Annotated in this window: 15 protein-coding genes; 8 read left to right on the top strand and 7 right to left on the bottom strand. The window is 74.1% G+C overall.

Going from position 1 to position 23,035, the window contains the following annotated elements; genetic code table 11:
* The first annotated feature begins 14 nt into the window (after positions 1-14).
* The 3 genes from IE271_RS22635 (at position 15) to IE271_RS22625 (ending at position 2,107) form a co-directional block, all read left to right on the top strand.
* Positions 15-569, top strand: coding sequence for a sigma-70 family RNA polymerase sigma factor (locus IE271_RS22635; RefSeq protein ID WP_190192222.1), 555 nt, complete (start codon positions 15-17; stop codon positions 567-569).
* 136 nt (positions 570-705) lie between these two features.
* On the top strand, positions 706-1,221 hold the full coding sequence (locus IE271_RS22630; RefSeq protein WP_190192221.1) for a hypothetical protein: 516 nt from the start codon (positions 706-708) through the stop codon (positions 1,219-1,221).
* A gap of 217 nt (positions 1,222-1,438) precedes the next feature.
* The gene (locus tag IE271_RS22625; protein WP_190192220.1) at positions 1,439-2,107 is read left to right on the top strand and encodes a zf-HC2 domain-containing protein; all 669 of its coding nucleotides are present in this window, start codon (positions 1,439-1,441) and stop codon (positions 2,105-2,107) included.
* Here the strand turns inward: IE271_RS22625 and IE271_RS22620 are convergent.
* Entirely contained in the window at positions 2,088-4,178 is a 2,091-nt protein-coding gene (locus IE271_RS22620) for a SpoIIE family protein phosphatase (protein ID WP_190192219.1), read from the bottom strand. The two genes, IE271_RS22625 and IE271_RS22620, sit on opposite strands and share 20 nt — an antisense overlap.
* A gap of 233 nt (positions 4,179-4,411) precedes the next feature.
* On the opposite strand from IE271_RS22620, the gene IE271_RS22615 reads away from it, so the two are divergent.
* On the top strand, positions 4,412-5,833 hold the full coding sequence (locus tag IE271_RS22615; protein ID WP_190192218.1) for a lipase maturation factor family protein: 1,422 nt from the start codon (positions 4,412-4,414) through the stop codon (positions 5,831-5,833).
* Between the two features lie 214 nt (positions 5,834-6,047).
* Here the strand turns inward: IE271_RS22615 and IE271_RS22610 are convergent, their stop codons facing one another.
* On the bottom strand, positions 6,048-9,068 hold the full coding sequence (locus tag IE271_RS22610) for an alpha-mannosidase (RefSeq protein ID WP_190192217.1): 3,021 nt from the start codon (positions 9,066-9,068) through the stop codon (positions 6,048-6,050).
* Between the two features lie 455 nt (positions 9,069-9,523).
* Between IE271_RS22610 and IE271_RS22605 the strand changes: the two genes are divergently transcribed.
* On the top strand, positions 9,524-10,885 hold the full coding sequence (locus IE271_RS22605; protein ID WP_190192216.1) for an amidase: 1,362 nt from the start codon (positions 9,524-9,526) through the stop codon (positions 10,883-10,885).
* A 261-nt stretch (positions 10,886-11,146) separates the two neighbouring features.
* Here the strand turns inward: IE271_RS22605 and IE271_RS22600 are convergent, their stop codons facing one another.
* Entirely contained in the window at positions 11,147-11,320 is a 174-nt protein-coding gene (locus tag IE271_RS22600) for a hypothetical protein (protein ID WP_190192215.1), read from the bottom strand.
* Between the two features lie 395 nt (positions 11,321-11,715).
* Between IE271_RS22600 and IE271_RS22595 the strand changes: the two genes are divergently transcribed.
* The 3 genes from IE271_RS22595 to IE271_RS22585 all read left to right on the top strand — a co-directional run bounded on the left by IE271_RS22595 (position 11,716) and on the right by IE271_RS22585 (position 14,176).
* Positions 11,716-12,804, top strand: coding sequence for an S-(hydroxymethyl)mycothiol dehydrogenase (locus IE271_RS22595; protein WP_190192214.1), 1,089 nt, complete (start codon positions 11,716-11,718; stop codon positions 12,802-12,804).
* Positions 12,804-13,433, top strand: coding sequence for an MBL fold metallo-hydrolase (locus IE271_RS22590; protein ID WP_190192213.1), 630 nt, complete (start codon positions 12,804-12,806; stop codon positions 13,431-13,433). Before IE271_RS22595 ends, IE271_RS22590 begins: the two co-directional genes overlap by 1 nt.
* A gap of 185 nt (positions 13,434-13,618) precedes the next feature.
* Positions 13,619-14,176, top strand: coding sequence for an inositol oxygenase (locus tag IE271_RS22585; protein WP_229919494.1), 558 nt, complete (start codon positions 13,619-13,621; stop codon positions 14,174-14,176).
* Between the two features lie 150 nt (positions 14,177-14,326).
* Here the strand turns inward: IE271_RS22585 and IE271_RS22580 are convergent, their stop codons facing one another.
* The 4 genes from IE271_RS22580 to IE271_RS22565 all read right to left on the bottom strand — a co-directional run bounded on the left by IE271_RS22580 (position 14,327) and on the right by IE271_RS22565 (position 22,906).
* Positions 14,327-15,874 carry an SDR family NAD(P)-dependent oxidoreductase gene (locus IE271_RS22580; RefSeq protein ID WP_229919493.1) on the bottom strand — a complete coding sequence of 516 codons (1,548 nt, stop codon included), beginning with the start codon at positions 15,872-15,874 and terminating at the stop codon, positions 14,327-14,329.
* A 125-nt stretch (positions 15,875-15,999) separates the two neighbouring features.
* Positions 16,000-17,379: a wax ester/triacylglycerol synthase family O-acyltransferase gene (locus IE271_RS22575; protein WP_190192212.1), complete on the bottom strand. Its 1,380-nt coding sequence runs from the start codon at positions 17,377-17,379 to the stop codon at positions 16,000-16,002.
* Positions 17,380-17,579: 200 nt separating this feature from the next.
* Positions 17,580-19,937, bottom strand: a complete 2,358-nt coding sequence (locus tag IE271_RS22570; protein WP_190192211.1) for a GH92 family glycosyl hydrolase — start codon at positions 19,935-19,937, stop codon at positions 17,580-17,582.
* 362 nt (positions 19,938-20,299) lie between these two features.
* Positions 20,300-22,906, bottom strand: a complete 2,607-nt coding sequence (locus tag IE271_RS22565; RefSeq protein WP_190192210.1) for a PA14 domain-containing protein — start codon at positions 22,904-22,906, stop codon at positions 20,300-20,302.
* Between the last annotated feature and the right edge of the window lie 129 nt (positions 22,907-23,035).

The raw sequence follows: 23,035 nt of genomic DNA, 5'->3' as shown, positions 1-23,035 counted from the left end.
GGTGCCATACGGCCATGACGGCCGGAACCACCACTTGCCCCACCAGTGCCACGACGACCTGCGAACACGAGCTCGCCGCGGTGCAGCGCGAGCACGGCGCGCCGCTCTTCGCCCTGCTGCTGCGGCTGTCCGACGGGGACCGGCAGCGGGCCGAGGACCTCGTCCAGGAGACCCTCGTCCGCGCCTGGCAGCACCCCGAGGCGCTGCGTGCCGCCGACTTCGACTCCGTGCGCCCCTGGCTGCTGACCGTCGGGCGGCGGCTCGCCATCGACGCGCGGCGGGCCCGTCGGGCGCGGCCCGCCGAGGTCGGTGACGCCGTGCTGGAGAACGCCCGGGTGGCCGCGGACCACGCCGAGCGCTCGGCGGCCGCCCTCGACGTGCGCGAGGCCGTGCGGACGCTGACGCCCGAACACCGGGACGTCCTGGTCGAGGTGTACTTCCGCGGGGCGAGCGTGGCCGAGGCCGCGGCCTCCCTGGGCATCCCGCCCGGCACCGTCAAGTCCCGTGCGTACTACGCCTTGCGCGCTCTGCGCAGGGTTCTTCCGGGATACGCGACCGACCTGCGGTGAAACCGCGGCCCGGGTCAAGGATTCGCAAAGCGCCTTGCTGCGGACCCCCGTTGGGTAATCGGCTGTCCTCATCCGTGTTCCGGACCGGGGGCCCGTGGCCGGGCCCCGCGGACCACCGGAGGAAGGGCAGGAAGGGATGCTGCACAGAGGCCAGAAGGGTACGGGCGGCGCCGACGGCGGCGACGGACTCGCCGTTCCGATGGCGTGGCTGTACGCGGAGTACATCGCCGACGAACTGCTGCGCACCGGCGATCTCATGCCCCCCACATCGTTCGAGTTCCGTGCCGGGCGCGACGCTCTGGCCCTCACCATCTTCCTCTCCGACACCAAGGGAGAGCTGTCCGGCATCCGGGTCGTCACCCAGCTGGAGACGTGGCTGTCGCTGACGGCGTACGACCAGCCCTGGCAGGACTGGGTGTGCGAGCGCATGGACCGCAGGACGGCCCGGGCCGCCGAGTCGGGCCGGCCCGATCCGGACCTGGAGCTGGCGTGGGCGGCGTGGCGCTGGCTGGAGGAGACGGAGCTGCTCGCCCCGGACCTGGACGCGGTGCCCGGCGGGTCCGTGCCCGGTGAGGACGACGGCCCCCAGGTGTGGACGCCCGCCTGGCGGCTGGGGCTGCCGCTGGGGCACCTGGCGATCCACCTCTTCTGAGGTCCGGGACCCGTACCGGCACACCCCCGGGTCTGCGACGATCCGGTCCCGGGCCCGTACCGGCCGGGTTCTCGGACATCCGTACCGATCCGCGGACCGGACCGCTCCGAACACGTGAGGTCACCGTTCGGCAACGGCCTTGAGTGATTCGGCGGTCCGGTGCGTACGGGTGGGCAGCACCACCGCCCACTCCGCACCACCGGCTCGAGGATTTGGTATGAGGTCCCTGGAACGCCATCGCGACGCCGGCGCCTACGCACTCGGCGTGCTGGACGAGGCGGACGCCTTCCGCTTCGAGGACCACCTCGTGGCGTGCCCTCGCTGCACGGTGCACGTCAGCGAGTTCGGTCCGACCGCCCGGCAGCTGCTGCTGTACCGGGAGGCCACGCCGCGCTCGGTGCACCCTGCGGCCTCCCCCGGGCCGCGTCTGCTGGACCGGCTCCTGGAGGAGGTGGCCTCCCGGCGGCGCGGGCTGCGCCGGCGCCGGCTGTGGATCGTGGCGGCGGCCGTGGTGTTCGCCGTGGCCGGTCCGGCCGCGGTGGTCGCCGCCTCGGGCGGCGCCCCGCGGCCCGCCGCGGGGGCGTCCACGGCCCTCACCGCGACCGACCCCACCTCCGGGGTGTGGGCGCGGGTCAGCACGGCGGAGCGGGACTACGGCAGCGAGATCGACCTGAGGGTGCGGGACACGTCGGCGTCCCGGGTGTGCGAGCTGGTCGCCGTCGGCCGCGACGGCTCGGAGGAGACCGTGGCCGGCTGGACGGTGCCGGAGCACCCGGACGGCGACACGGCCGTACGGGGCGCGGCGGCGCTGCACCCCGGCGACATCTCCCGCTTCGAGGTCCGCACGGCGCGGGGCGAGCGGCTCGTCACGCTGGAGCGGCCGTGACGCCGGCCGGCAGGCCGAACTCGCACCACACCCGCTTGCCGCCGCCGCACGCCTCCACGCCCCGGCGCTCGGTCAGCAGGTCCACCAGGAGCAGTCCGCGGCCCGAGACGGCGGACTCGCCGGCCTCGCGGCGGCGGGGCTGGGCGCTGGAGGAGTCCTCGACCTCGACGCGCAGGCGGCGCCGGGCGCCGGGACCGGCGAGGACCCGCAGCGTGACGACGGCGGCGCCCTCGGTGTGCAGGAGGGCGTTGGTGACCAGCTCGTCGGCGACCAGCTCGACCTCGTCGGCGCGGTCGGCCGCGTCCCAGGCGCGGACCGCGGCGCGGATCATGTGCCGGGCCTCGGAGAGCGCCTCGGGGTCGCCCGCCCCCACGTGCAGTCTCAGCCGTCCGCCCGCCTGCTGGGCGGCCGGGCCGCGGCGGCGCAGCAGAAGCAGGGCCATGTCGTCGCCGCCGCCGCGCCGCGCGGCGGCGCCGATCAGCTCGTCGGCGAGGTCCTGCACGTCGTCCGGGCCGGACGAGACCTGCTCGCCCAGGTCCCGTACGCCGTCCGCCAGGTCCGTGCCCGGCCGCTCGACCAGCCCGTCGGTGAACAGCAGCAGGGTCTGGCCGGGGCCGAGCTCGAAGGTGCTGACCGGGTAGTCGGTCCGCCCGAACTCGGCGGACAGGCCGAGCGGCAGGCCGCCCACCACGGGGGTGCGCCGGCAGGTGCCGCCGCCGTCGCGCACCAGCGGGTCGACGTGGCCCGCCCGGACCAGCCGGACGAGGCCGGTGGCCGGGTCGGCCTCCGCGTACAGGCAGGTCGCGAAGCGGTCGGTGTCGAGTTCGTGCAGGAAGACCGAGGCGCGGGCCATGACGGTGACCGGGTCGTGGCCCTCGACGGCGTACGCGCGCAGGACGATGCGCAGCTGGCCCATGACGGCCGCCGCGTGCGTGTCGTGGCCCTGGACGTCGCCGATGACCGCCCCGACGCGGCCGCCGGGGAGCGGGATCACGTCGTACCAGTCGCCGCCGATGTCGCGGCCGAGCGAGCCGGAGCGGTAGCGGACGGCGATGTCGGCGCCGGGGACGTCGGGGATCGTGCGCGGCAGCATGGCCTGCTGCAGCCCCGCGGCGAGGTCCTTCTCCTCCTCGTAGAGCATGGCGCGCATCAGGCTCTGGGCGATGCTGCTGGCCAGGGCGACCAGGACGTTGCGGTCCTCGGCCGAGAAGCCGCTCTTGTCGTGGTAGAGCAGGCCCAGGGCGCCGACGGGGCGGCCCTGCGCGACGAGCGGCAGGTACGCCGCCGAGGTGATCCTCAGATCGGTGAGGTGCGGCCACAGCAGCGGATAGGACGCGGCGAACTCCTCCGGCGACTCGATGAAGCGGGGCGCGAGGGTGCGCACGGCCTCGCTCATCGGGTACGGGTCGTCGATGCGGGTCACCCGGGTGCCGGGGACGAAACTGCCCTCGGGCCCCTCCGCCACCAGCCGGATGCGCGCCCCCTCCACCAGGCCCATGACCACGCTCGTCGCGCCGAGGTGGCCGATCCCCCGGTTCTCCTCCAGGACGTCGATGACGTCCTGGACGGTGTGCGCGTGCGCGAGCGCGGCCGTGGCGGCCTGCACGACGTCCGTCCGCCGGCGCCGCGCCTCGGCCGCCGCCCGCCACTCGCTGCGCTCGGCGCCCGCCCGCAGCTCCTCGGTGGCGTCGCGGACGATGCCGATGATGCGGTACGGCCGCCCGTCCGCGTCCCGGCGGACGCTGCCCTGGGTGTGCGTCCAGCGCAGGGAGCCGTCGCGCAGCCGGACGCGGAAGTACGCCCCGTAGCTCTCGCTGCCGTCCCTGAGCGCCCGGTCCACCACGGCGTCGAGGCGGTGGGCGTCGTCGGCGGGCACCTTGCCGCGCAGGGCCTCGGGGCGGTCGTCCCGGCCGGACAGCTCGAAGAGCTCGCGGGCCTGGGCGTCCAGCTGCAGGGAACCGGCCTCCAGGTCCCAGTCGAAGCTGCCCATGCGGTGCAGCGCCAGGATGGGGTCCGGGTGGTCGGGCCAGTCGTCCGGGAAGGACAGAATGCTCGCTCCCCGATCAGCCATGGACTCCACCATGCCACTATTTGCCCGTTTTATCGACTTATGGTTCTCCCGGTGCGGGTGCGGCCGTCCGGCATGTCCGTGCGGAGCGTGCCGCCGCGGCCGGATCCGGACAGGATGTCCTGTTGTCCGCGGCGCTCGCGTGGTACTCGCACGGCGGCGCGGCGCGTACGGCGCCGCCGCGCCGCGGAGCAGGTCGGGGAGAGTCGGGGAAGGTCACGGAAGGGGCCGGCGACGTGGACTGGTTCACCGCACCCGGGTACGAGGTCGCCCGCCTGGTCTTCCAGCGCGGCCTCGCCGTGCTGTACCTGGTCGCGTTCCTGGGCGCCGCCCTGCAGTTCCGGGCGCTGCTCGGGGAGCGCGGCATGCTGCCGGTGCCGCGCTTCACGGAGCGGGTGCCCTTCCGCCGCTCGCCGAGCGTGTTCCACCTGCACTACTCCGACCGCTTCTTCGCGGCCTGGTGCTGGACCGGGTGCGCGGTGTCGGTGGCGCTGATCGCCGGCCTGGACCGCCTGCTGCCGCTGTGGGGCGCCATGCTGCTGTGGCTGGTGCCGTGGGCGCTGTACCTGTCGGTCGTGAACGTCGGGCAGCTCTGGTACTCCTTCGGCTGGGAGTCGCTGCTCCTGGAGGTCGGCTTCCTGGCCGTGTTCCTGGGCAACGACGAGGTCGGCCCGCCGGTCGTGGTGCTGTTCCTGCTGCGCTGGGTGCTGTTCCGGGTGGAATTCGGCGCGGGGCTGATCAAGATGCGCGGCGACGCCTGCTGGCGCGACCTGACCTGCCTGGACCACCACCACGAGACCCAGCCGATGCCGGGTCCGCTGAGCCGGCTCTTCCACCGGCTGCCCAAGCCGCTGCACCGCGTGGAGGTCGCCGCCAACCACGTCACCCAGCTGGTCGTGCCCTTCCTTCTCTTCGCCCCGCAGCCCGTCGCGTCGGCCGCCGCCGCGCTGATGGTCGTCACCCAGCTGTGGCTGGTGCTCTCCGGGAACTTCGCCTGGCTGAACTGGCTCACCGTCGTGCTCGCGCTGTCCGCGATCGAGTTCCCGGGCGCCGCGCGGAGCGCTCCCGCAGCGCCCCTGTGGTACGAGGTCGTCGTCCTGGCCGTGGCCGCGCTGCTGCTGGCCCTGAGCTACCGCCCGGCCCGCAACCTGCTCTCCAGGCGCCAGCGGATGAACAGCTCCTTCGACCCGCTGCACCTGGTGAACACCTACGGGGCCTTCGGCAGCGTCAGCCGGGTGCGCCAGGAGGTGGTGATCGAGGGCACGGCCGAGGAGGTGCCGCTGAGGGACGGGGACTGGAAGGAGTACGAGTTCAAGGGCAAGCCGGGCGACCCGCGGCGCCTGCCGCGCCAGTACGCGCCGTACCACCTGCGGCTGGACTGGCTGATGTGGTTCGCCGCGCTCTCCCCCGCCTACGCCCGCCCCTGGTTCGGCGGGCTCCTCGAGCGGCTGCTGGAGAACGACCGGGACACCCTGAGGCTGCTGCGCCGCTCCCCGTTCCCGCCGGACGCCCCGCCCCGGCACGTGCGCGCCCGGCTCTACCGCTACCGCTTCACGAACCGGAGCGAGCGGCGCGCGACGGGCGCCGTGTGGGAGCGCACCTTCGTGCGCGAGTTCTGGCCGCCGACCCGGCTGGAGAGGCCGGCGCGCCGGCCGTAGCGGCACCCCGCCGGCGCGTCGCGGCGGCCTCCCACCGCCGCGCGGCCCGGCGCGCGGGCACTCGGAAGCGGGCGGCGGCCCGGCCCGCATCCGGCCCAAGGCCGACGGCGGCCCGGCGGGCACCCGGCACGAAGCCCGGCGGCGGCCCGGCGCGCACCGGCGGGAGAGCCGGTGCGCGCCGGGCCGCCGGCCCGTGCCGGGGCGCGGCGCGGTGTCAGGCCCGGGCGAAGCGGAGCGTGACCAGTTCGAAGGGGCGCAGCGACAGGGACACGCCGCCGCCGTCCCACTCGGGCCCGGGCGCGTCCGCGAGCGGCCGCTCCAGCAGGTCCGTCGCCGTGACCGACCCGAAGGCGAAGCCCGTCGTCAGCCTGGCCCGGGCCCGGCCGCCCCGGGACTCGTAGCAGCGGACCACGACGTCGCCGCTGCCGTCGTCGGCCAGCTTCACGGCGGTCACCACCACCGCGTCCTCGTCGACGGAGACCAGCGGGGCGACCTCGCCGGAACCGGCCCCGGTCACGCGGCGCTCGGGCAGGTTGATCCGGTAGCCCTCGCGCACCGCGTCGCCGATGCCCGCGCCCGGCACCAGCGCGTGCCGGAAGCGGTGCACGCCCTGGTCGGTCTCGGGGTCGGGGAAGCGCGGGGCGCGCAGCAGCGACACCCGGACCGTGGTGGTCGTCCCCGAGTCGGTGTCGCGGACGGTGCGGGTCACGTCGTGGCCGTACGTCGAGTCGTTGACGACGGCGACGCCCCAGCCGGGCTCCTCCAGGTGCACGAAGCGGTGGTTGCACGCCTCGAACTTGGCCGCCTCCCAGCTGGTGTTGGTGTGGGTGGGCCGGAAGAAGTGCCCGAACTGGGTCTCCGAGGCGTACCGCTCGGCGTGCAGGTCGAGCGGGAAGGCCAGCTTGAGGAACTTCTCCCGCTCGTGCCAGTCGACCTCGGTGTCGATCACCAGCCGCCGCTCCCCCGCGGGCAGCGTCAGCACCTGGGTGACCCTGGAGGCGCCGAAGCTGCGCACGACGCGCACGGAGGCGCCCTCGCCCGGCGTCACCTCGTCGGCCTCGACCAGGTCGGTGACGGTGTTGCGGTAGAACTCGTCGACGTCCCAGGCGTCCCACATGTTGGGGAGGTCGGGGTGGATCTGGAGCAGGTTCGCGGCCCGTCCCGGCGCCACCGTCTCGCGGCCCGCCTCGATGTCGTACGCGGAGACGACCAGGCCCCGCCCGTCGACCTCGACGCGCAGCAGGTCGTTGGCGAGGACGTGGCCGCCGCCGGGGCGGGGCTCCAGGGACGTCCGCCCCGCCCCGGCGGGCGCGCCCGCGCCGCCGGCCGGGACCGCGTGGCGGGCGTGCGGCGCGGCGTTGAAGACCAGCGTCCGCGTGCCCTCGCCCGCGAGCGCGGCCTGCGCGGCGCCGATGATCCCGGTCAGCTCCCCGGCGACCGCCTCGTAGGTCTTCCGTGCCTCGCGGTGCACCCAGGCGATGGAGGAGCCGGGCAGGATGTCGTGGAACTGGTGGAGCAGCACCGTCTTCCAGATGCGGTCCAGGTCCTCGTACGGGTAGGGGAAGCCGGTGCGCACGGCCGCGGTGGCCGCCCACAGCTCGGCCTCGCGCAGCAGGTGCTCGCTGCGGCGGTTGCCCTGCTTGGTCTTCGCCTGGCTGGTGAGGGTGGCGCGGTGCAGCTCCAGGTAGAGCTCGCCGACCCAGACGGGCGGGTGGGCGTACTCGGCCTCGGCCTTGGTGAAGAACTCCTTCGGCGTCTCCCACTCCACCGTCGCGGAGCCCTCGAGGCTGCGCAGCCGGGCCGCCTTGGCGACCATCTCGCGGGTGGTGCCGCCGCCCCCGTCGCCCCAGCCGGTGGGCGCGAGGGAGTGCCGGGCGACGCCCTTGTCCCTGAAGTTCCTCGCCGCGTGGGCGATCTCGCTGCCCTTCATCGAGCAGTTGTAGGTGTCGACGGGCGGGAAGTGGGTGAAGATCCGGGTGCCGTCGATGCCCTCCCACAGGAAGGTGTGGTGGGGGAACTTGTTCGTCTGCGACCAGGAGATCTTCTGCGTCAGCAGCCACTTGGACCCGGCGGCCCTGATGATCTGCGGCAGGCCCGCGGCGAAGCCGAAGGTGTCGGGCAGCCACGCCTCGTCGTTCTCGACGCCGAACTCGTCGAGGAAGAACCGCTTGCCGTGCACGAACTGCCGGGCCATCGCCTCCGAGCCCGGCATGTTGGTGTCGGACTCCACCCACATGCCGCCGGCGGGCACGAACCGCCCGTCGGCCACCGCCTTCTTCACCCGCGCCCACACCTCGGGCCGGTGGTCGCGCACCCACGCCCACTGCTGGGCCTGGGACATGGCGAAGACGAAGTCGGGCTCGTCCTCCAGCAGGGCGGTCATGTTGGAGGTCGTGCGGGCGACCTTGCGGACGGTCTCGCGCAGCGGCCACAGCCAGGCGGAGTCGATGTGGGCGTGGCCGACGGCGCTGATCCGGTGCGCGGAGGGCACCGCGGGCGCGGCGAGCACCTCGGTCAGGCAGGCGCGGGCCCGCTCGGCGGTGCCGCCCACGTCCTGGAGGTCCACGGCGTCCAGCGCCCGCTCGACCGCCCGCAGGACGTCCCAGCGCCGCTGCGAGTCCACCGGCAGCTCGGCCATCAGCTCGCCGAGCACCTCCAGGTCCATGACCAGCTGCCACACGGTCTCGTCGAAGACCGCGAGGTCCATCCGCTCCAGGGTGTACTGGGGCTCGTCGCCCGCGGTCCCCTTGTCGCCGAGCGGCGTCGGCGCGAAGGGGCGGCCGCCGAAGACGACGGGGTTGGAGGCGGCCTCGATGTGCAGCCGCACCTCCTCGCCGCCCCGGGCGGGCGCGCCGACGCGCACCCACTGGTTGCGCGGGTTGAGGCCCTTCACCGGGGTGCCGTCGGGCCGGTAGACCAGGCCCTCGCACTGGAAGCCGGGCATGTTCTCGTCGAAGCCGAGGTCGAGCAGCGCCTCGACGGTTCTTCCGGCCCACTCCTCGGGCACGGTCCCGGTGACCCGGAACCAGCTGGTGCCCCAGGGGGCGCCCCACTTGCCGCCGACCTCGACGGGCTCCGGCTCGGCGGCCAGCCCCTCGGCGACCGGCACGGGCTCGCCGGGCGCGTGCCACACCGCCACCTGGAGCGGTACGGACTCGGGGTACACGGCGGGTCGTATGCGCTCGTCGAGCACACGCTTGAGGCGGGCCTCGACCAGAGTGCGGTCGTCATGCATGTGGGGTGCTCCGTTGTGTGGTGATGGCCAGGACTGCGGGTGCTTACCAGGGGTGGGTGACGGTCACGGGGTCGGACGCGGTGTATAGCTCCCCGACGGCGCGCACTTCGAACCGTGCCGCGCTCTCGGCCGTCCCGGGTGCGAGCCCCGAGACGACGTACGCCTTCTGCCCGGGGGCCGGTGGAGCGGTGGGGCGGGAGACCCAGGGTTCGGTGGAGCGGTGGAGCGGTGGAGTGGTGGGGCGGGAGACCCGGGGGTTCGGTGGAGTGGCGGGCCCGGGGGCTCGGTGGTCCGGCGGGCGTGGGGGGCCGAGCGCCCCGCCGTGCGCCGGGACCCCTGCCGCCCACCCCCTCGACGCACCGCCCCGCGGCGTGCACAGTGCTCTCCGTACTCAGGAGTGATCCCGTGTGCCGGCCCCCCTCCGGGCCCGCGCGGGCCGCCGCGAAGGAGATCACGTGACCAGCTGGGCCGGACGGAGCGCCGCCGAGATCGCCTCGGCCGTGCGCGAGGGGCGGGTCGCGCCCCGCGAGGTGGTGGCCGACCACCTGGAGCGGATCGAGCGGCTCGACGCCCGGGTGGGCGCCTTCCGCACGGTGCGGGCACGGGCGGCGCTCGCCGAGGCGAAGGAGCTGGCGGCCCGCCCCGGCCTGGCCGGGCTCCCGCTCGCGGGCGTCCCGGTGGCGGTCAAGGACAACCTCGCGGTCCGCGGCGAGGCGACGCGCAACGGCTCCGCGGCGACGCCGGACGAGCCCGCCCGCGAGGACCACGTGACGGTCGCGCGGCTGCGGGCGGCGGGCGCGGTCGTCGTGGGCCTGACGAACGTGCCGGAGCTGTGCGTGTTCGGCACGACGGACGGGGTGCACGGCACCGCCCGCAACCCGTGGGACCTCGCGCGCACGGCGGGCGGCTCGTCGGGCGGCGGCGCGGCCGCGGTCGCCGCCGGCATGGTGCCGCTCGCGCTGGGCAACGACGGCATGGGGTCGGTACGCATACCGGCGGCCCACTGCGGACTGGTCGGCCTGAAGCCGGGGCACGGGGTGGTCCCCGCCGGCATCGGCAACGGCGACTGGTTCGGAATGTCCGAGAACGGACCGCTCGCCACGACCGTGGCGGACGCGCGCCTGCTGTTCTCGGTCATCGCGGACCCCGGTACCGCCGCTGCCGCCCCCCGGGGCGGCTCCGGTCCCCGCAGGATCGCCGTCTCCGTGCGCAGCCCCCTGGCGGGCGTCCCCGTAGGGCGGGTGTACGCGGACGCTGCGCGGGAGGCTGCCCGGCTGCTGGCCGGGGCGGGGCACGAGGTGCGGCGCGACGACCCGCCGTACCCGCTGTCGCTGAGCACGACCGCGCTCGCGCACTGGACGGCGGGCACCGCCGTGGACGCGGCGGGCCTGGACCGGCGGCGGCTGGTGCGGCGCACCCGTGTGCACGCGGCCGTGGGGCGGCGCTTCGTCAACAGCGCGCGCACCGGCGTCGCCAGGGACCGGCTGCGCGGGCGCCTGGAGCCGTTCCTCACCCGGTACGACGCGCTGCTCACCCCGGCGCTGGCCCGGCGCGCTCCCGCGGCGGCGCCCTGGCACGAGCGCGGCTGGCTGCGCAACCTGCTGGTCAACACCTACTGCTCGCCGCTGACCCCGCCGTGGAACCTGACGGGCTGGCCGGCGCTGTCGGTGCCGTTCGGCACGCTGCCGTCGGGGGCGCCGTGCGCCGTGCAGCTGGTGGGGCGGCCGGGTTCGGAGGCCCTCCTGCTGGACCTGGCGGAGCAGTTGGAGGAGCTGCGGCCGTGGCGGCGGACGGCGCCGCTGGACGCCACGGCGTGAGGTTCCCCGTCCGTGTCCGGTGCGTCCGTGTCCGGTGCGTGCTCCCGGAAGGGCCCGGGGCGCGTCCCGCCCGTGCTCCCGCGGGACCCGGCGCACGACGCACGGGCCGGCGGAGCCGGTGACGTGCGGCCGGCGGCACCCGGGCCGGCGAGGCCGGGGCGGGCGCCGGCGACCAGGACGGAGCCGGCCGCCGGGACGGCGTCCCCGCGTCCGGGCGGACGCGGGCCGGCACGCCCGCGCGGCCGGCGCTCCCCGCGGGCGTCAGTCCACGCTGGGCAGGATGTGCGGCTCGGCCAGGTCGTCCTCGTAGCCGGCGAGGCGGATGGGCGCGGACCGGGCCCACACGTCGAGGCTGCCGAGCGGCTCGTCGGCTCCGCGCACCTTCAGCACCCGCACCTCGGGGGCCTGATCGCTGGTCGTCTGTTCCGGTGTCACCGCGCACTCCTTATGTGTCGGGTCACCCCGCGGGACGCGCGGGACCGGTCTGCCGCCGGTCGCCCGGCGTCCGTCCGGGTCTGAGAGGGAAAGCAGTTCGGACGCGGTGGCGCCGGCAACTCGTGCGGAGGCAGGCCGTGATGACCGGCTTGTCCCGAGGCGGACCATGGGTGGGTGGTACCCGGATCTCGCTGTCCGCCCGCTCTAGATTAACCAAATGAGCGGGCCCCCGCTCTATGGGGCTGAAAACAAAGGGTTACTGTCCCGTTTCGTACGGTGTTCCCCCGCCATTGCGGTCTATGTCCGGCAACCGACTTGTCCGGGGGAGTCCGTTCCGCTCGTCCGCCCCTGTGCCACCATGATCGCGCACGTACTGTCACCCCGAAGGAGCCACCATGGCCGTCCAGCAGGTACGCGGTGTCATCGCCCCCGGCAAGGACCAGCCGGTCGAGGTCCGGACGGTCCTCGTCCCGGACCCGGGCCCCGGCGAGGCCGTGGTCAAGGTCCAGGCATGCGGAGTCTGCCACACGGACCTCCACTACAAGCAAGGGGGCATCAGCGACGACTACCCCTTCCTGCTCGGCCACGAGGCGGCCGGTGTCGTCGAGTCCGTCGGCGAGGGAGTGACCGACGTGGCGCCCGGCGACTTCGTCGTCCTCAACTGGCGCGCCGTGTGCGGCCAGTGCCGGGCCTGTCTGCGCGGCCGCCCCTGGTACTGCTTCGACACGCACAACGCGCAGCAGAGGATGACCCTGGAGGACGGTACGGAGCTGTCGCCCGCCCTGGGCATCGGCGCGTTCGCCGAGAAGACCCTCGTCGCCTCCGGCCAGTGCACCAAGGTGGACCCGGCCGTCGCCCCCGAGGTGGCGGGCCTGCTGGGCTGCGGCGTGATGGCCGGCATCGGCGCGGCGATCAACACCGGCAACGTCGGGCGCGGCGACTCGGTCGCCGTGATCGGCTGCGGCGGCGTGGGCGACGCGGCGGTCATGGGCTCCCGGCTGGCCGGCGCCGCGAAGATCATCGCCGTCGACATCGACCAGCGCAAGCTCGACACGGCCGTGAAGCTGGGCGCCACGCACACCGTCAACTCCCGCGAGACGGACCCGGTCGAGGCGATCCGCGAGCTGACCGGCGGCTTCGGCGCCGACGTGGTCATCGAGGCGGTGGGCCGCCCGGAGACGTACAAGCAGGCGTTCTACGCCCGCGACCTGGCCGGCACCGTCGTCCTGGTCGGCGTGCCCACCCCGGAGATGCGGCTCGACCTGCCGCTCCTGGACGTCTTCGGCCGCGGCGGCTCGCTGAAGTCGTCCTGGTACGGCGACTGCCTGCCCTCGCGCGACTTCCCGATGCTGGTCGACCTGCATCTGCAGGGGCGCCTGGACCTGGGCGCCTTCGTCACCGAGACGATCGCGCTCGACGAGGTGGAGCAGGCCTTCGACCGCATGCACCAGGGCGACGTGCTGCGCTCGGTGGTGGTCTTCTGATGGCGGCCCGGATCGAGCACCTGGTCACGTCCGGCACGTTCAGCCTGGACGGCGGCACCTGGGACGTCGACAACAACGTGTGGATCGTGGGCGACGACAGCGAGGCGGTCGTGATCGACGCCGCCCACGACGCGGAGGCCGTCGCGAAGGCGCTCGGCGGCCGCAGGCTGGTCGCCGTCGTCTCCACGCACGCGCACGACGACCACGTCGGCGCGGCCCCCGCGCTCGCGGAGCGCACGGGCGCGCCGGTACTGCTGCACCCCGACGACCTGCCGCTGTGGCGGCAGACCCACCCCGACCGCGCTCCCGACGGCGAACTGGCCGACGGGCAGCGGATCCCCGTGGCCGGCGTCGAGCTGACCGTGCTGCACACGCCCGGGCACGCGCCCGGCGCCGTCTGCCTGTACGCGCCGGAGCTGAACACCGTGTTCACGGGCGACACCCTGTTCCAGGGCGGCCCCGGGGCGACCGGCCGGTCCTTCTCGGACTTCCCGACGATCGTCGAGTCGATCCGGACGAAACTGCTGACGCTCCCGCCGGAGACGGTGGTGCGCACCGGCCACGGCGACACGACCACGATCGGCGCGGAGGCCCCGCACCTCCAGGAGTGGATCGACCGGGGCCACTGAACCCTCCGGGCCCCCTGTGCGGGCGGGAAGGGCGGGCCGGTGCCGTGGGCACCGGCCCGCCCTTCCCGCGTTCCGGCGGAGGCTGCCTGGTTCCCGGCGGTTCGGCTGCCGTTGGCCGCGGCGCAAACCCGCCATGGTCTGCTGGCGCGGAACCCGGCCTTCTCGCCCGCAGAGAGGACTGCCGCATGGAACCGCGCAGCGTCGAGGAGCTGATGGACCTGCTGCACGCCGCCCGGGGCGCGCACGCCGCCGCGGACGGCTCCGCCGACCTCCACGAGCACGCCCTGCAGACCGCCGCGCTGCTCCGCCGCTCCCGCCCCAGCGACAAGGAGCTGCAGGTGGCGGGCCTGGTGCACGGCGTCGGGCGGCTGCTGCGCCCCGGTGCCGCCGACCCGGCCCCGTACACGGCGGACGCCGTACGGCCGCTGCTGGGCGAGCGGGTCTCCCTGCTCGTACGGCTCCAGGCGCCCGCGGCGGGGGCCGCCGCGGAGCAGCGGGGCCGCCCCGGTCCCCACGCCCGTGACCCGTACGCCCGTGACGCGTACGCCGACGACGCGCTGACGTTGCGTCAGGCGTGCGAGGCCGCGCGTCTGTCCGGCATGAACGCCGGGGTGCTGGAGGACTGGCGGACGGTCCTGGAGATCGTGGCGGCCCGGGCGGGCGCCGCCCGGCGGGAGCCGGGCACCGGCTCACCGGCCGACGCGTACGGCCCCGGTCCGGGGGCGGCGCGCCGCCGCGGGTGAGGCGACGGGGCAGCCCGTCCCCGGGGAGGCCACGGCCGGCCCGCGCCGGACGGCGCGCCCCGGTCCGGGGACGGTGCGCCGCCGCGGCCGGCGTCCCGCCCGCGCGGGCGGCGCGTCCCCCGGGGCGGCGTGCGGCCCGGGCCCCGTCCGCTACCACTTCCCGGGCGCGTAGTCCTTCAGGAAGACGCCGTACAGGTCCTCGCCCTGCTCGCCGCGGACGATCGGGTCGTAGACCCGGGCCGCGCCGTCGACCAGGTCCAGCGGGGCGTGGAAGCCCGCCTCGGCCAGGCGCAGCTTGTCGTAGTGCGGGCGCTCGTCGGTGATCCAGCCGGTGTCGACCGAGGTCATCAGGATGCCGTCGGTCTCGAACATCTCCTGGGCGCTGGTCCGCGTCACCATGTTCATGGCGGCCTTGGCGGCGTTCGTGTTGGGGTGCCCCGCGCCCTTGTAGCCGCGGTTGAACACGCCCTCCATCGCCGAGACGTTGACGACGTACGCGCGCTTGCTGCCGGCCCGGGCCGCGGCCGCGGCCATCGCCGGCCGCAACGCGCTGATCAGGATGAACGGCGACGTGTAGTTGCAGAGCTGGGTCTCGAGCAGTTCCACCGGGGAGATCTGGTCGATGCTCTGCACCCAGGTGTTGGAGTCGACGACGTCGGGGACGAGACCGCCCGCGTCGATGGCGGTGCCGTCGCGGTGCCGGGCCACGCTGGCGTTGCCTGCGACCAGGGCGAGGTCGGCGACCTTCTGCGCGTCGAGCCCGGTGACACCGGCCGGGAGCGCGGCGAGGCCGTCGACCGCGCCGGAGCCGAAGGCGCCGATGACATGGCGTTCGGGCAGTTCGCCCGCGGGCAGCGGGGCGGACTCGCCCTCGACGAGCGCGGCGTACGCGGACGGCAGGCGGCGAACGGTCTGGGTGGCGTTGTTGATCAGGATGTCGAGCGGCCCCTGCTCGGCCGTCCGCTCGGCCAGGGCCACGGCCTGGGCGGGGTCGCGCAGGTCGATGCCGACGACCTCCAGGCGGTGGATCCAGTCCGCCGAGTCGTCCATGGCCTTGAAGCGGCGTACCGCGTCGTTCGGGAAGCGCGTGGTGATCGTGGTGTGCGCGCCGTCGCGCAGCAGCCGCAGGGCTATGTACATGCCGATCTTGGCGCGGCCGCCGGTGAGCAGGGCCCGCTTGCCGGTGAGGTCGGCGCGGGCGTCGCGCCGGGCCCGGTTCTCGGCGGCGCACTTCGGGCAGAGCTGGTGGTAGAAGTAGTCGACCTCGACGTAGCGGGTCTTGCAGGTGTAGCAGGAGCGCGGACGCTGGAGGATTCCCGCGATCCGCCCCGCCTCGGTCGCGGACGACGGCAGGATGCCCTCCGTCTCGTCGTCGATGCGCTGGGCGGAGCCGGTCGCGGTGGCCTCCGTGACCGCCTTGTCGTGGGCGGTCTTGGCGGCCCGGCGCTCCTGGCGGCGGCGCTGCTTCACGGTGCGGTAGATCCCGGAGGTGGCGCGGCGCACGGCGACGGCGTCGGGGTGGTCGACCTCCAGCTTGTCGAGCTCCTCCAGCACGGAGAGGCAGACCGCCAGCCGCTCGGGGTCGATGCCGGGCCCGTAGGACGCCTGTGCCGCGTCCGCGGCCGCCCGCGCCGTGTCCTCGGTCGCCTGTGCCACGGCCGCGGCGGGGCCCGCCTGGCTGTCGTCTGTCACCGTCATCGCCGTGTGCCGTTCCTGGGTTCCGCGCGTCGCGCTCCGACCGCGCTCGCTTCCGAAGGCGGAATTTTACGGAGCGTCCGGCCGTGGGCCAAACGGGTGATCCCCGCCACACTGCTCCGGACCCGTCAGGAGGCCGTCGCGCCGGGCCGCTCCGGCGCGACGGCGGCGAGCAGCGAGGTCACCTCCGCGGTCATCGCCTTGGCGAACCGGTCGAGGTCCGGGACGGCCTCGGCGTCGGCCACGACGCCGAAGTGGACGCGGCCGCGGTAGGTGGAGACGGCGACCGCGACGGACTGGCCCCGGGCCAGCGGGGCGAGCGGGTAGACCTCGGTGAGCGGGCAGCCGCCGAGCTTCAGTCCGAGGCTGGGCAGCGGCACGCTGGTGACCAGGATGTCGAAGAGCAGGCGCGCGGCCTGGCCCAGCACGGGCCCGCCGAGCCGGTGGCCGAGCGGCGAGAGGTGGTCGGCGAGCAGCGCGACGGCCCCGGCACCGCGGTGGGGGCCCGCGTCCTTGTTGCGGTCCATCGCCGCGCGCACGGCGGCCAGCCGCCCCAGGGGCTCCGGGTCGCCGACGGGGAGGCGGATCAGGTAGCCGGAGAGCCGGTTGCCCTGCGGGTGCGCGGTGCGCGGGCGGCGCCGCGAGACGGGGATCAGCGCCCGGGGCGCGACCCCCTCGCTGCCGTCGCCGCGCTCGTCGAGCCAGGTCCGCAGGGCGCCCGCGACGACGGCGATCAGGACGTCGTTGACCGTGCCGCCCGCGCTCTTGCGGATGGTGTGGATCTCGTCGAGGTCGAGGACGACGCCCGCCACGCGGCGGGTCCCGGTGGGCGCGGAGGCCAGCGCCCGCGAGGAGCGGACGTTCCAGGTGGCGCGGGCGACGGAGGCGCCGATGCCGGCGGCCCGGCCGGCCTCGGCGACCGCGTCCCGCACCAGGCCCGGCAGCCGGCGCGCGGACGACAGCAGGCCGCCGGAGGGCCGTGCGGGGCGGGGCCGGGGCTCGGGCCTCTCCACGGGGTCCAGCACGGCGCCCGCGAGCGTCAGCGCCCGCAGCCCGTCGGCCAGGGCGTGGTGGAACTTGAAGAGCACGGCGTACGAGGTGCCCTCCGTGTGGGGCAGCACGTGGGCCTCCCACGGCGGGCGGCCGCGCTCCAGGGGCCGCTGCATCAGCGGGCCCGCGGCCTCGTGGAAGTCGACGACCGGCGCGTGCAGCCGGACGTGGTCGAAGGGCTCGAAGTCGGCGGCCGGTTCGCGGACCGCGCCGCCGAAGCCGAACGTCTGCCGCGGATCGAGCGTCCGCCGCAGGTCGAAGGGGTGCCACACGTCACGGATACGCATGCGCAGACCGGGCACGGCGACCGCGCGGGCGGCGAGGAGGTCGGCCGCGTGCGCGGCGGCCGCGGGCGAGTGGGCCGTGAAGACCCCCAGGGCACCGAGGTGCATGGGGTGCTCGGCGGACTCGATGTTCCAGAACGCCAGGTCGAGTGGTGCGAGCAGGTCAGTGGTCAATGGCTTGCTCTCGCGTCGACGACGGGTGGATGAGCCAGCAGTCAACCGCCCGCCGCCGATTACGGTCAAGTACGATCAAGCTACGCACAGTTAACAACGGATTAAGTCCCGCCCCCGGCGAAAGGGGCGGGACTCATGAGCCGTAGGGGACGTCAGTGCTGGTCAGCCCGGCTCGTCCCGCGTCCGTGCCGTGGCGTTTCTCACTTCCCGCCGGTCGGGTTCAGCGCCGGGGGCGCCGCGTCCGCGCCGGTGCCCCACGCGGACGGCTCGTCCCCCACCGTGAAGGAGAGCGACCGCATCCCGCGCAGGTCGCCGGTGGTCACGTACGTCCGGCCGTACGTCTTCCCGTCGACCCGCGCCGACTGCACGTACCGGCTGTCGTCCGAGGTGCCCGGCGCCGTCACGGTCAGCGCGCCGCGCGGGTAGTAGCGGCGGTCGAGCGCGATGTCGACCCGGTCGAAGACGGGCGTGGACAGGCCCCAGGTGTCGTAGCCGGGCTGGATCGGGAAGATGCCGATGGACGACAGCACGTTCCAGGCGGACATGGTGCCCAGGTCGTCGTTGCCGGTCATGCCGGTCGGGGTGTCCGTGAAGAGCGTCAGAGCGGCGTGCACCACGTCGGTCGTCTTCCACGGCTGCCCGGTCGACAGGTACGTGTACGGCGCGATCAGGTCGGGCTCGTTCTGGGGGTTGTACTTGTCCGCGTTGTAGTAGTCGTACGGGCCGTTCACCCACACCTCGCGGGCGGTGCCCGCCGGGTCCGCGAGCAACCGGTCGTAGGCGAAGAAGGAGTCCAGGCGCGCGTTGGCCGCGTCCTCGCCGCCGATCAGGTCGACCATCCCGGGCAGGTCCTGCGGCACGAGCCACTGGTACTGCCAGGACGTGCCCTCGTGGAAGCCCTCGCTCTGCGCCGGGTCGGCGGGGCCGGTGAAGGCGCCGGAGGCGTCGCGCGCCCGGAAGAACCCGGTCGAGGCGTCGAAGACCGTGCGGTAGTTCTGCGCGCGCCGCGCGTACCGCGCGGCGTCGGCGTCGTGGCCCAGGTCGCGCGCCATCTCGGCCAGCATCGCGTCGGACAGGGCGTACTCCAGCGTCGCGGAGGCGCCGTGGTCGTAGTCGGAGTCACCGGGCTTGGCGTGCGGGCGGCCCTTGACGTACGGGGCGAACCCCTCGGCCAGGTACTCCTCGTTGGCCTCCCGTCCCACGGCCGGCGAGCCGGCGGGCGGCACGCCGTCGGCGTTCTTCCTCAGCGCCCTGTACGCCCGCTCCTCGTAGCCCTTGAGCAGTCCCTGCTGGTAGGCGTTGGTCAGGAACGGGGTGACCGGGTCGCCGGTCATGATGTTGGTCTCGACGGTGCCGTAGCCCCACTTGGGCAGCCAGCCGCTCTCCTCGTCGATCCTGATGACGGAGATGGCCATGTCCCGTGCCTCGCGCGGCGCGAGCAGGGCCAGGAGCTGGGACTGGGTGCGGTAGGTGTCCCACAGCGACCAGTTCTGGTAGTACGTGAAGCCCTTGGCGCGGTGGATCTTCTGGTCCCAGCCGGTGTAGCGGCCGTCGACGTCGCTGCCGACGTTGGGCGCGAGGAAGGACCGGTACAGCGACGAGTAGAAGGTGCGCCGCAGGGTCTCGTCGCCGCCCTTGACCCGTACGTCGTCCAGCCGGTCCTCCCAGGCGCGCCGAGCGGCGCGGCGGACCGTGTCGAAGGAGCGGCCGCCCTCCGCGCGGAGGTTGAGCGAGGCACCGCGCGCGTCGACGTACGACAGGGCGGTGGTCGCCTCGACCGTGCGGTCCTTGGTCGTGTCGAAGCGCAGGTAGGCGCCGTTGCGCCCGCCCTCCGCCGTGGAGCTCTCGGAGCCGGCGGTGACGGTGTCGCCGTTCCAGGTGCCGTAGGAGGTGAAGGGCCGGTCGAAGCGGGTGACCGTGTAGAGCGTGTACGGCTCGGTGTCCTGGCAGAAGCCGCTGCCGGTGATCGCGGTGCGCACGGTGCGGCTGTCGAGTACCTCGACCTCGGTGCGCACCGACCTGTGCAGCGACTGGCCCGCGTTCAGCAGGACGTTGGCCTTGTCGGTGGCCGGGAAGGTGTAGCGCTGCACGCCCGTGCGCCCGGTCGCGCTCAGCTCGGCCTCGATGCCGCTGTCCAGGCCGACCCTGTAGTAGCCGGGGCTCGCGCTCTCGTCGTCGTGGCTGAAGCGCGCCGCGTAGGAGGCGTAGTCCGTCTGCGTCACCTCGCCCGTGGTCGGCAGCACCGGCAGGTCGCCGCCGAGGCCGCAGCCCACTCCGGAGAGGTGGACGAGGGAGAAGCCGCGGATGCGGTCGTCGGAGTGGTCGTAGCCGACGTTGTGACCGGTGTCCGGCGAGAACTGCACCATGCCGAAGGGGACGGCGGCGCCGGGATAGGTGTTGCCCTCGTTCTCGGTGCCGATGAACGGGTTGACGAGGTCGGTGAGCGGGCCGTCGTGCGCGGCGGCCGCCTGCGCGGAGGGCACGGCGAGCGCGCCGCCGAGGAGCGCCGCCGCGGCGGCGGCCGTCGCCGCACCGCGTAGCCGTCGGGTCCATCTCATGGGCGGGGTGCCTCCTCGGGCTTGGACAACGTTGTCAAAGCGCACAGCGCGCTCATTCTTCGGGTTGTGCGTGTACTCGTCAAGGGTCACGGCGCACCGGCGGGACGTACACCCGCCGGTGCGCGGCCCCCGCGGTCCGCCCGTCAGGCGAACCGCCACAGGTGGTCGGCCGTGCCGCTGTCCTCGTACCGGACCACGCACGCGCTGTTCGCCGCCCCCCGGCGGCCCGCCGGATCCGGCGCCGGCCCCGCCGCACGGGCGGACGGGGTGGGTCCGGCGGCCGGGCCCGGCGGGCGTGCGGGGTCCGGCGGGGCGCGGGGAGGCGTCCCGCCGGAGGCGCCGTGCGGCCGAGTGGCCGGCGGTCAGGCCGTGCAGCCCGCCGGGGTCGCCCGCGAGACGTCGGCGATCAGCTTCTCGTGGGCCGCCTTCAGGCGCTTCACGTCGGGCTTGACCACCTTGCGGTCGTACGTCAGCAGGCCGTTGAGCTCGCCCTCGACGTCCGAGATCTGCGTGTAGACCGCGCCGTTGCCGCCGCGGCAGGCCAGGGCGCGCACCTCGTCGAGCTTGGTGAGGTAGTCGTCCGTGTAGGTGGAGGCGTCCACGTCGACGTACGACTGCTGCACGGACCAGGCGTGGCCGGGCACCGCCAGGCCGAGGCCACCGTACTCGCCGCTGACCAGGGCGCGTTCGCCGTCGGGGCGCGGCGGCAGGGCGGGGCTCGGGTAGCCGTGCTCGTCCATGATGTCGCCGGCGGCGCCGTCGGCGCCGAGGTTGAGGCCGGACTGGTTGTTCACCAGGCGCGTCGGGTCCCAGGTCTTGGCCTGCTGGGCGACGCGGCCGATGTCGTACTGGCCCCAGCCCTCGTTGAAGACGACCCACATGATCACCGACGGGCTGCTGATGTGCTCGTCGATCATCTCCTTCATCTCGCGCTCGTACTCGGCGCGGGACTCGGCGTCCGGGTTCACGCCCGCCGTCATGGCCGGCATGTCCTGCCAGACGAGCAGACCCAGCCTGTCCGCCCAGTAGAACCAGCGGTCCGGCTCCACCTTGATGTGCTTGCGGACCGAGTTGAAGCCCATCTTCTTGTGCATCCTCAGGTCGTACGCGAGGGCCTCGTCGGTCGGCGCGGTGTGCAGGCCGTCGGGCCAGAAGCCCTGGTCGAGCGTGGCCATCATGAAGATCGGCTCACCGTTGAGCAGGGTGCGCGGCGTGCCGTCCACCTTCTCCACGGAGACCGAGCGCATGCCGAAGTAGCTCTTGACCTCGTCCTTGCCGACGGTGACCCTCAGGTCGTACAGGAAGGGGTCGTCGGGCGACCACAGGTGCGCCTTCTCGATCCTCAGGGTGAGCGGCCCGCCGGTGCGGCCCGACACCGCGGCGACCTTGCGCCTGCCCTCATAAGCCGTGGCCGTGACCTTCACACCGTCGCGGACGCCCCGCGGCTCGACGGTCAGCGTGCCCGCGTCGACGTCCGGGGTGAGCTCGAGGGAGTCGGCGTGGTCGGCGGCGACCGGCTCCATCCACACCGTCTGCCAGATGCCGGAGGACGGGGTGTACCAGATGCCGCTCGGGTCCAGGCGCTGCTTGCCCAGCGGCGGGTTCTCGCCGTTCGCGGCGTCGGTCGGGTCGTAGACGCCGACGATCAGCTCCTGGGTGCGGCCGGGCTTCAGCGCGTCGGTGATGTCGGCGCTGAACTTGTCGTAGCCGCCCTTGTGGTCGGCGACCTTCTCGCCGTTGACGTAGACCTCGGACTGCCAGTCGACGGCCCCGAAGTTGAGCTTCAGGCGCTCCTTGGAGCCGATGTCCCAGCTCTTGGGAACGGTGAAGGTGCGGCGGTACCACATGCGGTCCTCGTGCCGCTGGATGCCCGAGAGCTGCGACTCGACCGGGTACGGGACGAGGATCCTCTCCTTCAGCTTCTTGCCGACCGGGGGCTTCTCGCCCGCTTCGGCCGCGGCGAACTGCCACTGGCCGTTGAGGTTGCTCCACTCGTCGCGCACCAGCTGCGGGCGCGGGTACTCGGGGAGCGCGTTCCTCGGCCCGACCTCGTCGGCCCAGTCGGTGCGCAGCTCGTACGTCGAGTGGTTGGAGCCGCTGCTCCAGAAGCTGCTGACAACGTTGCCGTCGGTGGTCTTCAGCCCGCCCTCGCCGTCGTAGCGGACGTCGACGCCGCCGGGGGCGTCGCCCTCCTTGTTGCCGACGACCGGCTCGTCGAGACTGACGAGCAGCGCCCTGGCGTCCTCGGGGTCGCGCTTGACCTTGCCCAGCGGCCAGGTCGCGCCGCCGATGACGGCCTCGATGTGGTCGGCCGCGCCGGCCGGGGGCGCGGCCAGCTTCCGCGCGAAGTCGAGCTTGAGCGTGCGGCCGCCGCCCTGCACGGTGGTGGCGACGGCACCGTCGTAGGAGTAGCCCTCGGGCAGCAGGAAGGCCGACTGCGGGACGGCCGCCTTGCTCCCGCCCGGCGGGGTCCAGCGCAGGTGGAAGTTGGAGCCTCCGTAGTGCTCGAAGTACTCGACCTTGATGTCGTAGGCGCGGCCCGCGACCAGCTCGACCGGCTGGGAGGTCTGCTCCCTGTCCCAGTCGTCGATCCAGTGGTCGATGACGAGCTGGTCGCCGACCCACAGGCGGAAGCCGTTGTCGGCGGAGACGGAGAAGGTGTGGGAACCGGTCTTCTCGGGCACGATGCGGCCGGTCCAGCGGACGTTGACGTCGTCCGACCGCCCGGTGGCGAAGGCCAGGCGGGGCTCCAGGGTGTCGAAGTCGAGCTTCGGGTCGAACCCGGTGGCCTTCAGCTCGTGGAAGTCGAAGGCGCCGGGCGCGGACTGGGTGTAGTACTCGCCCTTGAGCCCGTGGACCTCCACGGGGTCGTCGGCGGCGCCGGCGGCGGGGGAAGCGGTCAGTCCCGCGACGCCCAGCGCTGCCGCGAGCAGCAGCGTCATGCGGTCTCTGAGTCGTCTGATGCGCACGGATCCTCCTTGGTGAGGAAGGGTGGCGGCTCGTTGCTTCAGTCTGTACAACGTTGGAAGGATGGGCCGTTGGCATGACAGCACGGCTCTCCTTCCGTGTCCAGGGTCATGACAAAGCCCCGTCGAAAA

This window comes from Streptomyces minutiscleroticus (assembly GCF_014650875.1).
GTDB lineage: Bacteria > Actinomycetota > Actinomycetes > Streptomycetales > Streptomycetaceae > Streptomyces > Streptomyces minutiscleroticus.
This window is presented reverse-complemented; position numbering and strand designations above follow the sequence as displayed.

Bases quoted from the DNA above. Each gene is read 5' to 3' on its own strand.
- IE271_RS22570 (WP_190192211.1), bottom strand. From the start codon at position 19,937: ATGAGATGGACCCGACGGCTACGCGGTGCGGCGACGGCCGCCGCCGCG.
- IE271_RS22625 (WP_190192220.1), top strand. From the start codon at position 1,439: ATGAGGTCCCTGGAACGCCATCGCGACGCCGGCGCCTACGCACTCGGC.
- IE271_RS22610 (WP_190192217.1), bottom strand. From the start codon at position 9,068: ATGCATGACGACCGCACTCTGGTCGAGGCCCGCCTCAAGCGTGTGCTC.
- IE271_RS22635 (WP_190192222.1), top strand. From the start codon at position 15: ATGACGGCCGGAACCACCACTTGCCCCACCAGTGCCACGACGACCTGC.
- IE271_RS22580 (WP_229919493.1), bottom strand. From the start codon at position 15,874: ATGACGGTGACAGACGACAGCCAGGCGGGCCCCGCCGCGGCCGTGGCA.
- IE271_RS22630 (WP_190192221.1), top strand. From the start codon at position 706: ATGCTGCACAGAGGCCAGAAGGGTACGGGCGGCGCCGACGGCGGCGAC.
- IE271_RS22595 (WP_190192214.1), top strand. From the start codon at position 11,716: ATGGCCGTCCAGCAGGTACGCGGTGTCATCGCCCCCGGCAAGGACCAG.
- IE271_RS22590 (WP_190192213.1), top strand. From the start codon at position 12,804: ATGGCGGCCCGGATCGAGCACCTGGTCACGTCCGGCACGTTCAGCCTG.
- IE271_RS22620 (WP_190192219.1), bottom strand. From the start codon at position 4,178: ATGGCTGATCGGGGAGCGAGCATTCTGTCCTTCCCGGACGACTGGCCC.
- IE271_RS22585 (WP_229919494.1), top strand. From the start codon at position 13,619: ATGGAACCGCGCAGCGTCGAGGAGCTGATGGACCTGCTGCACGCCGCC.